Consider the following 13,250-nt stretch of genomic DNA (forward strand, 5'->3'; position numbering starts at 1 on the left):
TCATGTTTTCCAAAATACTGATTGCCAATCGTGGCGAGATCGCCTGCCGGATCATCCGAACCGCCCGAAAGATGGGTATCACAACAGTCGCGGTCTACTCCGAGGTTGATCGCAATGCCATGCACGTGACAATGGCCGATGAAGCCTTCGAGATTGGCCCCGCGCCTGCCCGCTCATCCTATCTCGATGGCGCTAAAATTATTGAAGTCGCACAAAAGAGCGGCGCGCAGGCTATTCATCCCGGCTACGGTTTTCTTTCTGAGAATGCCGGCTTCGCGGCGGCCTGTACCGAGGCCGGGTTAGTCTTCATAGGTCCACCGGCCGCCGCCATAGTCGCTATGGGCGGTAAAAGTGAAGCCAAGGCACTTATGGCAAAGGCGGGTGTTCCTGTTGTTCCGGGCTATCACGGAGACGAACAGGGCCCCGAAACCCTCCAAGCAGAAGCTGATGGCATCGGCTACCCGGTATTGATCAAAGCCTCCGCAGGTGGCGGTGGCAAGGGTATGCGTGTCGCCAAGAAGCGGAAAGAGTTTGCCGCGGAGCTTGCTGGGGCAAAACGTGAAGCGCTCGCCGCGTTCGGCGACGATCGTATGCTGATCGAGAAATATCTGAGCCGACCGCGGCATGTGGAGGTGCAGATTTTCGCCGACGCACATGGCAATTGCGTTTCATTGTTTGAGCGTGATTGTTCGATCCAGCGGCGGCATCAGAAAGTCATCGAAGAGGCGCCAGCCCCGGGTCTTTCTGATAGCCTGCGCACACGAATGTACGCTGCTGCCATCGCAGCGGCACGCGCCATAGATTACCGAGGCGCTGGCACGATAGAGTTTCTTCTCGATAGCTCCGGCGATTTCTATTTCATGGAAATGAATACCCGGCTCCAGGTCGAGCATCCGGTTACGGAATTCATCACCGGCCTTGATCTGGTCGAATGGCAAATTCGCGTCGCCGATGGACAGGCGTTGCCGGATGAATGGACTGAACTACGGATCAAGGGTCACGCAATCGAGGCCCGCATTTACGCCGAAGATCCGAGCCATGAATTCCTTCCGTCGACGGGTACGGTCAGCCACCTCATCTTCCCAGATCAAAGCCCTCATCTCCGGATCGACAGCGGCATTGAGGCAGGCGACATCATTTCAGTGCATTATGACCCGATGATCGCAAAACTGATCGTTTGGGACACAGACCGTCCCTCCGCCGTCAATCGGATGCGCCTTGCCCTCGAGAAACTGGCTGTCGCAGGCGTCACCAACAATGCCGCGTTCCTTGCGAAAATTGTTAGCCTGGAAGCCTTCGAGAACGCCAAACTCGATACAGGTTTCATAACCCGCAATGAAGGTGCACTCTTCTCTTTGGAAGAGCCGACGCAATCCGAACTCGCGACTGCGGCACTCGGCCTTCTTCTAGTCCGCACCAAGCGCGTTGGTTCAGAAACAGATCCTTACAGCCCATGGAACGTCCCAACTGCCTTTCGCATGAATGCGCCCGCTCGCCAAACGCTGCACTTCAAGGTGGATGGACAGGAGTTGATGTTAGCCGTCACGCATGGTGCCGACACTCTGCTTCTGGATATTGGTGGGAAGAAGGTCATGATCTCCGGCCGTCTCACCGAGGACGGATTGTTAAGAGCTACGATCGGCGACCGGCAAGAAAGCGCCTATTTTTTCTCAGGCGATCATACCCATGATCTCTTCATCAGGGGCAGGCACTTTCGGGTCTGCGAATGCGAACTGGCCGACGACGAGACCACCAGTCAACCATCAGGTGGGCTGGAGGCACCGATGCCCGGCCTTGTTCGCTCGGTTTTTGGAAAGAAGGGTGCCAAAGTCAAGGCCGGCGAAGCTCTTGTCGTTATGGAAGCAATGAAGATGGAGCATACCATTCGTGCACCGTCAAACGGCAGGGTAACCGCATTCAACTGTGCTGAAGGCGACATGGTCGAAGCGGGCAAGGTGTTGTTGGACTTCGAACCGGAGGCCACGTGAGATGGGATGGCCAGCCGCAGTCAAAATCGTCGAGGTCGGTCCGCGTGATGGGCTGCAAAACGAACCCGCATTGGTCCCAGCCTCTGTGAAGATAGAGTTGATAGAACGTCTTGCGGCGGCAGGATTGACCGTCGTGGAAGCGGGGGCATTCGTTTCACCCAGATTGGTTCCCCAAATGGCAGATAGCCGTGATGTCTATCATGGGCTGAGACCGCGCCCCGGTGTCGCCTACCCGGCGCTTGTTGCCAACATGAAAGGCCTTGTGGCGGCGATCGAAGCTGGAGTTCAGGAGATTGCTGTTTTCGTGTCCGCGTCTGAAGGTTTCAGCCAGCACAACATCGCCTGCTCTCGCGCTGAAAGCCTGATCCGATTGCGTGAAGTCGTGGAGACGGCGCACAAGTGGAACTTCAAAATACGAGGCTACGTATCCTGCATCGCTGGCTGCCCATATGATGGCGCTGTGCCACCCGAGAATGTCGTGGCGATGACTGATGCACTTCTGGCCATGGGATGTAACGAAATATCGCTCGGTGACACGATTGGCGTGGGTACGGCAGGCCAGATCCGAACGATCATAGACCGGGTGGCGACCTACGCTGCGCGCGACAAACTCGCGATGCATTTCCACGACACCTACGGTCAGGGACTGGCGAATGTGTTGGCATCGCTTGAGGAAGGAATCTCGGTCTTTGATGCCTCTGTCGCTGGCCTCGGTGGTTGCCCATTTGCACCTGGCGCAAGCGGAAACGTTGCGACTGAAGATCTTCTCTACCTGCTACAGGGCCTCGGCATCGAAACAGGCGTCGATCTGATGACGATCGCAAAAACCGGGGACTGGATCAGCCGCAACCTAGGACGGGCAAATGCCGCCAAGGCGGGAAAAGCGCTGCTCGCGGCAGGTATTCGAGGAGACACCGATGGCGGATGAATTGCTGGTAGATAACCGCGGCGACGTTCTCTGGCTGACGTTGAACCGGCCACAGGTTCACAACGCCCTGAATGTAGCGATGACCGAGGCTTTGGCGAACGCAATCAATCAGGCGTCTGGCGACAATTCATTGCGCGCCGTTGTAATAACAGCCAGTGGCGAATGGAGCTTCTGCTCCGGGGCCGATCTCAAGGAAAATGCAGGTGGGATGTTCCTCACGCAATCCGGCACGAACCCGATAGCAGACGTCATCCGTGCCATAGAAAACTGCGACAAAGTCGTCATCGTACGCATTGGCGGTAATGTTTTGGCGGGCGGTATCGGCATTGTTGCCGCCTGCGACCTCGCCTACGCAGCCGACCATGCAGAATTTGGGTTACCTGAGGTGCGTGTGGGGCTCTTTCCGGTGATGGTGGCGGCCAAACTTCTGGAAAGAATACCACTTCGGCGACTTCAGGAGATGGCTTATCTGGGGCAGCCAATCAGCGCGACCGAGGCCAGGGAATGCGGTTTGATCAACGACTGTGTTTCCCTCAGAGACCTTGATGACGCTGTTGAGGACGCACTCACTCTGTTGCGACAAAATTCACCGGAGGCGCTTTCTGCAGGCAAACGGGCAATGTCGCAGCTGCGCGACATGGCGACCGACGAGCGGTTCGCTTTTGCGGAGCGGACAATCGCCGCCATCAGCAAAAGCGCGGATGCGATCGAAGGCAGGTCAGCTTTTGCCGAAAAAAGAAAACCGCAGTGGCTCAAATCACCCAAGATATGACGGCTTCTGCTTAATCGATATTATCCCCGTACACGCGTTGACGCCCTTCGGCAAATCGCGTTCTATCCGCTGCCTTTCGCCGGGACATGCTGGCGGAACAGGGAGGGACAAACATGCGTCTGGTCAAAACCGTTGGTGAACTGCGCGAACATATCGCCGTACTCCGGCGTGACGGTAAAAAAGTCGGTTTTGTTCCGACGATGGGTTTTCTTCATATTGGTCATATGACGCTGGTTGCTCATGCCCAGGCGGAAAACGACGCGACGGTGGTCTCCATCTTTGTCAATCCGCTGCAATTTGGTGCCAACGAGGATCTGGCACGTTACCCTCGCGATCTCGACCGTGACAGCTCAATGCTCGAGGCTGCCGGTGTCGACATTCTGTTCGCTCCCGATGTCAGCGAGATGTATCCACGCCCCATGCAGACGGTGGTGGATGTTCCCGAACTTGGCAGCCAACTGGAAGGAGCCGTCCGCCCTGGGCACTTTGCGGGCGTTTCGACTGTGGTGACGAAGCTGTTCAATCTGGTTCAGCCAGACGCCGCTTATTTCGGAGAGAAAGACTACCAGCAGGTGACCTTGATCAAGCGTATGGTTGAGGATCTCGCCCAACCGGTTCGTGTTGTTGCCGTGCCCACGGTGCGTGAGAGCGATGGCCTGGCCTGCTCGTCCCGCAATGTCTACCTGAGCAGTGACCAGCGAAGAGCAGCTGTCATCGTGCCTCGAGCGCTCAATGAAGCCGAGCGACTTTATCAGTCTGGATGTGACGACCCGGTTGCATTCGAAGCTGCGATCACGCGCTTCATTGCAGACGAACCGTTGGCGACACCCGAAGTCGTCGCCGTCTGCGATCCCTTCACTCTCACGCCACTGACATCTCTGCAATCTGGTCCTGTTCTCGTTGCACTCTTCGTGCGGATTGGCGCTACACGCCTTCTCGACAACAGGGTAATCGGGGCAGACAAGTCCACCAATGGAAAGGCTGCCTGATGAGTGCACAAGGCAAGCAGAAGAGGCTGACCACAGCCTCCATCCGAAAGATGAAAGGCAATGCGCGTATTGTCTGCCTGACGGCCTATACGACACCGATCACCCGGCTGCTCGATCCCCATTGTGACCTTTTGCTAGTAGGCGATTCCCTTGGCATGGTACTTTACGGCATGGATACGACGGTTGGCGTCACGATGGATATGATGGTAGCGCATGGCCGAGCCGTCATGCGCGGGGTTGAGCATGCCTGCGTTATCGTTGATCTTCCTTTTGGTAGCTATCAGGAATCAAAAGAACAGGCGTTTCGCAGTGCCGTACGCCTGATGCAGGAAACGGGCTGCGACGGTGTAAAACTCGAGGGCGGCGAGGAGATGGCAGAAACGATTGCTTTCCTTGTTGCACGCGGCGTTCCCGTTTTCGGTCATGTTGGGCTGATGCCCCAATCGGTCAACACAGCCGGCGGCTTCCGGTCCCTTGGACACACAGATGAGGAAGCCGAGAAGATCCGGCGCGACGCCATTGCCGTTGACCGCGCCGGAGCCTTTGCAATCGTCGTGGAAGGAACGGTGGAGCCCCTTGCCCGTGAAATAGCGGCAAGCGTGTCAGCACCGACAATTGGTATTGGCGCCTCGCCGGCCTGCGACGGTCAGGTTCTGGTCTCGGACGACATGCTTGGATTGTTTGCTGACTTCAAACCGAAATTCGTCAAACGTTTCGCCGATCTTGGCCCACTTGTCTCAACTGCGGCGGAAGCTTATGCGGCCGAGGTACGCGAGGGACTTTTCCCCGCAGTAGAGCACACGTTTCAGATCAGAAAATAGCATAGCAAAAATAGCCGCAGCAGTTTCCTGCTACGGCCATGGCTCATATCACGCTTTGATGAAAGCGAGGATATCCTCGTTGAGCGTGTCTGCGTTGACGGTGAGCATACCGTGCGAGAAGCCTGGATAGGTTTTCAGGGTACCGTTTTTCAGAAGCTTGACCGCCTTGTGGGCGGAAGCGACGATCGGCACGATCTGGTCGTCTTCACCATGCAGCACCAGGGTCGCAACGCTGATCGACTTCAGGTCTTCGGTCTGGTCGGTCTCGGAGAAGGCCTTGATGCCATCGTAATGTGCCTTGGCACCACCCATCATACCCTGACGCCACCAGTTCTGGATCACCCCTTCCTGAACCGTCGCGCCATCACGGTTGAAGCCGTAGAACGGACCGGCCGGAACGTCGCGGAAGAACTGCGCCCGGTTGGCCGCAAGGGCTGAGCGGAACCCGTCAAACACCTCGATCGGCAAACCCTCTGGATTTTCTGGCGTCTTCAGCATCAGCGGCGGAACGGCCGAAACCAGAATGGCCTTGGCAACACGACCGGCAGGCTCGCCATGCTTGGCCACATACCGGGCAACCTCACCGCCACCGGTCGAGTGACCGATATGCACGACGTTCTTCAGATCGAGCGCCTCGACAACAGCAAAGGCGTCGGCAGCGTAATGGTCCATGTCGTGACCGTCCGCCACCTGGGCAGAGCGGCCATGGCCACGCCGGTCATGGGCAACAACCCGGTATCCCTTCGACAGGAAGAACAGCATCTGGGCGTCCCAGTCGTCCGAAGACAGCGGCCAGCCGTGGTGAAACATGATCGGTTGGGCATCCTTCGGACCCCAGTCCTTATAGAAAATCTCTACGCCGTCCTTGGTGGTGATCGTGCTCATTGTCTTGTCTCCGTTCGCGGAATTGATGTTCGAGGTGGTTGCTGTGGCCGTTGCCGCCATGATCGGCCGTGTTGGAAATGCGGCGGCCGCCGCGAGTGTTCCGCCGAGGATCAGGGCGCTGCGGCGATTGAAGAGGGGAAATCCGGTCATGGTCTGCTCCTGGACGATTGCTGCTTACCGGCCGCGTCCGTGTTTCGATGGAAGGAAGGTAACGCGCGTCATCGCGACCAACAATTGCAACACTGATTTCGATTGAATTGCCGATTATGAAATGAACGATGCGGCTGGCAGGGTGCGGGCGGTTCGCCGCACCCTGCCGAAAAATCCAGATCTGCCTTACTTGGCAGGGTTTGGTCCGATGCGCTTGCCGTGCTTGACGCGTTCTGCACCGCCATGGACGTGGGTGACGGCATAATCGATGCCCATGCCGTAAGCGCCCGAATGTTCCTTCACCAGCGACGTCACCGCATCGTAGGTTTCCTTGCGGGCCCAGTCGCGCTGCCATTCCAGAAGAACCTGCTGCCAGGTTACCGGGATCACACCGGCCTGGACCATGCGGTCCATCGCGTATTTATGCGCATCGAGCGACGTGCCGCCGGAGGCATCAGCCACCATGTAGATCTCGTAATCGGCAACATCATGCAGCGCCGAAAGCGCGAAGGTCGTGTTGCACACTTCCGTCCAGAGGCCGGAAACCACGATCTTCTTGCGACCGTTGGCGGCGTTCCTGGCCAGCGCATCACGGACATTCTGGTCATCCCAGGAGTTCATCGAGGTGCGCTCGAGAATGTCGTTTTCCGGAAACACTGCCAGCAGTTCCGGAAAGGTGTTGCCGGAGAAGCTTTCGGTTTCGACCGTGGTGATGGTGGTCGGGATGTTGAAGATCCTGGCAGCCTTGGCGAGGCCGACGACGTTGTTCTTCAGCGTCTGGCGGTCGATCGACTGGACGCCGAAAGCCATCTGCGGCTGCTGGTCGATGAAGATGAGCTGGCTGTTGGCGGGGGTCAGGACTTCAAGCTTCGACATGGTGGTTCTCCGTAAAATGATGGCCAAAGGCGGCTGGGTTGAAACGTCGTCGCTTGGGCGTGACCGGTGTAGCTCTGGTATTGTCCGGTGTGTCCGTCGCGTCTCTGTTGGAGCTATAACTAGCCCAACCGAACGCGGCACAGAATTGCAATAATAATTGCGAATGAATTGCGATTATTGAAACAATTAACAGGGCAGAGACTGCAACGTGCAACCGAAACGGATCATCGCTCACTTATCGCGGAAGGTCTTGCTTCCAAGTCATTTACTTTGACGATTAGTCACACCGGTTGAACGCAGTGCCCGCATCACAGCCGGGAATCGTAACAGCAACGATGAAAAACGCCTGACGTGGTTGCCAGACGCTACAGTGCCGTTTTGCAGGTCAGATCCATCAACCTGCTTCGACGACTTCGAGCTTTGCTTTGGCGAAAGAAGACAGGAGAAAATCCGGAGGCGCAAGATCGGTGACAAGATGGGAGAAATCGCGGGGGCTCCCCACTGTCGCGATTGCCTTGCGAGCAAACTTCGAATGATCACCAACCAGAACTGACTGGACCGAACGCCGCATTGCCGCCTGCTTGATTGCGATCTTTTCAAGATCGTAGTCGAGGATCGTGCCATCCGTCGCAAAGCCGGAAAAACCGATGAATGCGAAATCGAAGTGGATTGTTTCGATCTCAGCCAATGTTCTAGCGCCGACAAGTGAACCGTCAGCGCCGCGCGAAGAGCCACCAAAGACATGAAGGTGCAGGTCGGGTTCCCCGGTCAGAAGCATCGCGCAAGCAAGACTGTTGGTAAAGACATGCAAACGGATAGCGCGTTCCTTGAGAGCTCTGGCGACGGCTTCTACGGTGGTACCGACGTCCAGGAAGATTGCTGCGCCATCAGGCACCAAGTTTGCGGCCGAACGTCCTATTCTCTCCTTGGCAGCCGCTGCCCGCATCGTCTTTTCGGCATATCCAAGACGAACGGTCGAATCCATAGGCCCCGCTCCGCCGTGAAAGCGTTGCAACAAACGGAGCTTGTCGAGTTGGATTATGTCTCGCCTTATCGATTGTACGGAAACATCGAAGCGCTGAGAAAGGGTCTCCAGCGTTGCATATCCATGCTCCCCCACCAGTTGCAATATCTCGGTCTGGCGCGGCGTCAGCTCGCTATTCTCTGGCATGTCATCTCTTGTCATAAAACTCCCATTAATGTCACTTATATTACAAACTACATGACAGTTTTAAGAATTGAACGGAGCAAAAATCATTATGGTGGAATTGCGCTGGAACGCACAGGAAAAACGCCTGCACGGTACTGGAAAAGTCTTCGATCCTTCCCGGTTGGAATGGTTGGATAACGATGCTCCCGACAACAGAAGCGGTTCGGCCGTGACGCCACTTGAAGCCTTGAAGTGTCTTGCCGGGCATCGCTTGCTCAAGCGGGTTCCGATTGGCATCATCGGACCTCGAGACGCAACCGTTGAACAGCGACAGACAGCCTACCAACTTGCCTCAGCCATGGCGGATCACGGCCTGCAGCTTATCTGCGGCGGAAAGAATGGCGTTATGGAAGCGGCATGTGAGGGGCATGCTTCACGTGGTGGCTTGCCAATCGGGATATTGCCCGATGAGGAATGGCAAGCAGCCAACCCTTTCGTTGCTATACCGATTGCCACCGGCATAGGTCCTGCCCGTAACGCAATTATTGCACGTGCGTGTGTAGCGCTCGTTGCTGTCGGCGGTGGCGTCGGTACCCTGTCCGAAATGGCGCTGGGGCTGCAGTTCAACCGGTTGGTGATTGCCATGGCAGGCGCTCCGCATGTCGACAGCGTGCCTGTCATCGAAACCATTGAAGATGTGCTGGAACGCATCGCCAATCGAATTCTCTTCAAAATGTAAGCTTTCTTCCATTTGTCATCAAACTATTACATCGCATCACTAGAAGGGCGACGGACATCGAACCGCAACGCTTAAGAGGCTGCCCTCTTGCCCTTCATTGCAATCGCCTATCTGATCTTTCTGGTATCCCCCGTGCTTTTGCTTGCACTGGGCTCGTTCGGCGAAAACTGGAGTAACACCCTTCTGCCAACGGGTTTCACATGGCGCTGGTATGAGGAGGTTATGGCGGACCCCAGTTTTCGCCGAGCCTTTATCACCAGCCTGCAGATCGTCGGCGTCACCTGCGCCCTGAATATGTTGATCGGTCTGCCCTTCGCATATGCCATCCAGGTGGGCGCCAGAGGCGGTGTCAGATTTGCGGCCCGTCTGGTGACATTGCTTCCGGTTGCGGTCCCTGATCTCGTTCTTGCCTTCGGCTTCATCCTTGTCTTTTCATCCGACACGCTCCCGTGGCTTGGCAGCTTCTGGCTACTGGCGGCAGGTCATCTTGTCTTGACGCTACCCTACACAGTCACGGCGCTTGTCGCCGACATGGAGCAGTTGCGGCTGGACGAATACGAACATGCCGCCTCCACGCTTGGCGCCTCCTTCCTCGCCAGACTTCGCGACATCGTCATTCCGCTGCTTGGCCCCAGTCTGATGTCATCCATGCTGACTGTTGCGGCTTTGTCGATTGGCGAATTTCAGCTTTCAAACCTCATCTCCGGGTTCCTCTCCCGCACCTACCCCGTTGTGCTTTTGCAAGCCTTTTACGGCGCAACTGGCTTTGCCTGTGCGGCCACCATCGTGCTGCTTTTCCTCGCCGCCATCGCGTCGCTGGCAAGCAGCCTCACATCCAAATTTTCAGGCGACAAGAAAGCAGTTTCCGCATGACGCTCACATATGAAAACGTCAGCTTCACCTATCCGGGCGCAAAAACCGGCATCTTCGATCTGTCGCTTGAGATCGGGCCTGGTGAGCTTCTGGCCATCATCGGCGCCTCGGGCTCTGGCAAATCGACAATCCTGAAGCTGCTTGCCGGCTTCATCACCCCGTCCAGCGGCCGCATTCTGATTGATGGTACCGACGTAAGCGCACTGTCTCCGGAGAGACGGCGACTTGGTGTCGTTTTCCAGAACTACGCGCTCTTTCCCCACATGCGCTTGTGGGAAAACGTCGCTTATCCGTTGAAGGTACGCGGCATAGCCAAAGCCGAACGGCGCACGCGGGCAATCGACATGCTGGACCGTGTCGGCATGAGCCACCGGGCCGATGATGTTCCCGCCGCACTTTCAGGCGGACAGCAGCAGCGCGTTGCACTTGCCCGCGCACTGGTCTTCGAACCTCAAGGCCTTCTTCTCGACGAGCCGCTTTCGGCCCTCGACGCCAATCTGCGTGTAGACATGCGCGACGAGATTTTGCGCGTTCAACGCGCTTCAGGCATCGCCACATTGCTCGTGACGCACGACCAGGAGGAGGCGCTTTCGATAGCCGACAAGATCGCCGTAATGCGTGACGGTCGGTTAATCCAGATCGGCACCCCACAGGAACTCTACGAAACACCAGCCAATGCTTATGTGGCAGCTTTTGTCGGCCAATCGAACCTCTGGAAGGGCACGATCGCCGCCGACGGGTTGGTTGAGACCGAGATCGGCACACTCCGCTGCGACACCAAAGGCCACACGCCGGGGGGTGCGGTGACCGTGTTCGTTCGCCCCGAACGGATTACTCCCGCACTCGACGCTGATGCGCGGACCTCCACCGGCGTCTTCTCCGGGGTTGTGGCCGCCGATCGTTACCTCGGCCCGATCCGTCGCATCGATCTCAATGTTCAGGGCGGCCTCATCCGCCTGGAAACGCATCTGAGGGAGGCTGTGACATCCGTGCAGGTCCCTCCAGACGCAGTACGCCTTCTTCCCCCCAACTGAATTTCAGCAAAAAAGGTACGACCATGAACAGACGCCAATTCATGACAACCATGGCCGCAGGCGCCATAGTCTTGAGCTTTGCCTCCAGCGCACTCGCCTTTGAAGGCCCAGAACTCTATCAGGGTGAAAAAGCACTTTATGAGGCCGCTCAGAAAGAAGGCCTCGTCGTGTCCTTCGACACCGGCCCAACGTGGGCAAACTGGGCAGGCCAGTTCAAGGCTTTCCAGAAGCGTTATCCGGGTGTGGAGATGGTCTATAACGATCTCGGCTCGGCAGCCACAGTTGTTGCCCTCGACAAATCCCGCAACCGCCCGCAGGCCGACACGGCCTATTACTTCGCCGCATCTGCGCTCGATGCCGCCAAGGCTGGTGTTGTGGAAGGCTACAAGCCAACAAACTTTGACCGCTTGCCCGAGACACTTCGAGCGACTGATGGCCAGTGGTTCACGGTTCACACGTTGAGTGTTGCCTTCCTCGTCAACACCAAGCTGGTTAAAAACGTTCCGAAAACCTGGGCCGATCTTCTTAAGCCCGAATACAAGAATGCAATCGTCTATCAGGACCCGCGTTCGACAGGCCAGGGACAGGTTGTCACCTTCGCAGCAAGCTTCGGCAATGGCGGCAGCATGGACGATGTAACACCAGGCATCGACTATCTCGGCAAGCTCAGCAAGGCAGGCAATGTCCTTCGCACCGTCGGCACAACGCCTTACGCTCAGTTCCTGAAGGGTGAAATCCCGATCTGGATCGGCTACGAAAACGATGGCCTGAAAGCGAAGTTCACCGATGGCATGGCAGATGGCATCGAGGTCGTCATTCCCGAGGAGGCATCGGCCGCGGCCCCCTATGCGATTTCACTGGTCAAGAATGGCCCGAACCCCAATGCGGGCAAGCTGTGGCTGAACTTTGTCATGAGCGACGAAGGTCAGAAGATCTTTGCCGAAGGCTATGTCCGCCCCTCCGTCAACGACATCAAGCTTCCTGAAGCTGTCGCGGCCAAGATGCCGACTGCCACCCAGATCAAGCCACTCGATATTGCCAAGGCAACCGCCAAGAAGGCGGAAATTGATGCCGGTTGGGCCAAAGCCGTTCTGGGTCAGTAACAACGCCTCAGTCACCCGCCGCGCAATGAAGGCGGCGGGTGGCACGCCAACGGGCAGACAACGTTGGCCTGCAACTGGCAGCCATCCCTATCAGGAGAATTTCGATGGGCGTTCGTGCCTCCAAAAAAGCACTCGCACTGTTCGCCTTGCCTGGCTGTACAGTCCTTGGTGTGTTCTTCATCCTCCCCATCTGTGCAGTTCTGATTGGAGCATTTTCCGATAGCGGCAACGCATTCGTTCGATTGATCGACGATCCGGTCTTCTGGAACGGATTAAAGGGAACGCTTATTCTCGGAACAGCCGCCCCCCTGTTTTCCCTGATCGTCGGGCTTTGCGTCGCTCTTGCCCTAGCCCGCCTAGCACCGCGGCTTAAGATGGCCGCATTGATTGCCATCTCTCTGCCGCTAACATTTTCAGGGCTGATCGTGGCCTATGGCTTTATTCTTTTGCTTGGGCGCTCAGGCTTCGTAACCCTGCTGCTTGCCGAACTCGGCTTCGATCCAGCCGTGGTCGGGGGCTTCATTTTTTCACCATTCGGCCTAGGGCTCGCCTACGCCTATTATCTCGTCCCGCGCGTTGTCCTTATCGTGCTTCCCGCCATCACCAATTTCGACCGCAACCAGCTGATTGCGGCGCGGTCGCTTGGAGCCAGCAATGGCCGCGCGATGGTCGATGTGATGCTGCCGCAGATTGCACCAAGCCTCGTGGCCGCGTTCTGCCTGACGTCTGCCGTGGCGGTTGGAGCCTATGGTACAGCGCTCGCTCTTGTCGGCACACAGGTGAACATTCTTCCGCTGGTTCTCTACAGCAAGGTTTCCGAAACCGGGACTGACTTGCCCGCAGCTTCGGCAGCCTCGCTTGTACTCATCGCGATTTGCGCCCTGATCATCTCGCTTGGAGAAGCTGTCGGCCGGAAGAGCCGGTCGACTTAAAAAGCATAAT

Annotated in this window: 13 protein-coding genes; 10 read left to right on the forward strand and 3 right to left on the reverse strand. The window is 57.0% G+C overall.

Translation table 11 applies throughout. The features are described 5' to 3' along the window. The first annotated feature begins 2 nt into the window (after nucleotides 1–2). The 5 genes from FY156_18825 (at nucleotide 3) to panB (ending at nucleotide 5,498) form a co-directional block, all read left to right on the forward strand. Nucleotides 3–1,988 carry an acetyl/propionyl/methylcrotonyl-CoA carboxylase subunit alpha gene (locus FY156_18825; protein ID UXS03611.1) on the forward strand — a complete coding sequence of 662 codons (1,986 nt, stop codon included), beginning with the start codon at nucleotides 3–5 and terminating at the stop codon, nucleotides 1,986–1,988. 1 nt (nucleotide 1,989) lies between these two features. Next, nucleotides 1,990–2,916: a hydroxymethylglutaryl-CoA lyase gene (locus FY156_18830; protein ID UXS03612.1), complete on the forward strand. Its 927-nt coding sequence runs from the start codon at nucleotides 1,990–1,992 to the stop codon at nucleotides 2,914–2,916. Continuing rightward, nucleotides 2,906–3,688: an enoyl-CoA hydratase gene (locus FY156_18835; GenBank protein ID UXS03613.1), complete on the forward strand. Its 783-nt coding sequence runs from the start codon at nucleotides 2,906–2,908 to the stop codon at nucleotides 3,686–3,688. Before FY156_18830 ends, FY156_18835 begins: the two co-directional genes overlap by 11 nt. A 113-nt stretch (nucleotides 3,689–3,801) precedes the next feature. Beyond that, a complete protein-coding gene (locus FY156_18840; GenBank protein ID UXS03614.1) occupies nucleotides 3,802–4,677 on the forward strand; it encodes a pantoate--beta-alanine ligase in 876 nt (291 codons plus the stop codon). Beyond that, nucleotides 4,677–5,498 (forward strand): 3-methyl-2-oxobutanoate hydroxymethyltransferase, encoded by an 822-nt coding sequence (panB, locus tag FY156_18845; GenBank protein ID UXS03615.1) that lies wholly within the window; start codon nucleotides 4,677–4,679, stop codon nucleotides 5,496–5,498. The genes FY156_18840 and panB overlap by 1 nt, the downstream gene beginning before the upstream one ends. A 48-nt stretch (nucleotides 5,499–5,546) precedes the next feature. Here panB and FY156_18850 read toward each other — a convergent pair whose 3' ends face one another. The 3 genes from FY156_18850 to FY156_18860 form a co-directional block, all read right to left on the reverse strand. Next, nucleotides 5,547–6,533 (reverse strand): alpha/beta hydrolase, encoded by a 987-nt coding sequence (locus tag FY156_18850; GenBank protein UXS03616.1) that lies wholly within the window; start codon nucleotides 6,531–6,533, stop codon nucleotides 5,547–5,549. 186 nt (nucleotides 6,534–6,719) lie between these two features. Further along, complete coding sequence (locus FY156_18855; protein UXS03617.1) at nucleotides 6,720–7,409, reverse strand: hydrolase; 690 nt, start codon at nucleotides 7,407–7,409, stop codon at nucleotides 6,720–6,722. Between the two features lie 394 nt (nucleotides 7,410–7,803). Continuing rightward, the gene (locus FY156_18860) at nucleotides 7,804–8,595 is read right to left on the reverse strand and encodes a DeoR/GlpR transcriptional regulator (protein ID UXS03618.1); all 792 of its coding nucleotides are present in this window, start codon (nucleotides 8,593–8,595) and stop codon (nucleotides 7,804–7,806) included. 73 nt (nucleotides 8,596–8,668) lie between these two features. On the opposite strand from FY156_18860, the gene FY156_18865 reads away from it, so the two are divergent. The 5 genes from FY156_18865 (at nucleotide 8,669) to FY156_18885 (ending at nucleotide 13,240) form a co-directional block, all read left to right on the forward strand. After that, entirely contained in the window at nucleotides 8,669–9,298 is a 630-nt protein-coding gene (locus FY156_18865) for a TIGR00725 family protein (protein ID UXS03619.1), read from the forward strand. Between the two features lie 87 nt (nucleotides 9,299–9,385). Then, nucleotides 9,386–10,171 (forward strand): ABC transporter permease subunit, encoded by a 786-nt coding sequence (locus tag FY156_18870; GenBank protein UXS03620.1) that lies wholly within the window; start codon nucleotides 9,386–9,388, stop codon nucleotides 10,169–10,171. Beyond that, complete coding sequence (locus FY156_18875; GenBank protein ID UXS03621.1) at nucleotides 10,168–11,205, forward strand: ABC transporter ATP-binding protein; 1,038 nt, start codon at nucleotides 10,168–10,170, stop codon at nucleotides 11,203–11,205. Before FY156_18870 ends, FY156_18875 begins: the two co-directional genes overlap by 4 nt. 23 nt (nucleotides 11,206–11,228) lie before the next feature. After that, a complete protein-coding gene (locus tag FY156_18880; protein ID UXS03622.1) occupies nucleotides 11,229–12,308 on the forward strand; it encodes an extracellular solute-binding protein in 1,080 nt (359 codons plus the stop codon). 104 nt (nucleotides 12,309–12,412) lie between these two features. After that, entirely contained in the window at nucleotides 12,413–13,240 is an 828-nt protein-coding gene (locus FY156_18885; GenBank protein UXS03623.1) for an ABC transporter permease subunit, read from the forward strand. The last annotated feature ends 10 nt before the right edge of the window (nucleotides 13,241–13,250 follow it).

Origin of the sequence: Agrobacterium tumefaciens (assembly GCA_025559845.1) — a bacterium.
Lineage (GTDB): Bacteria > Pseudomonadota > Alphaproteobacteria > Rhizobiales > Rhizobiaceae > Agrobacterium.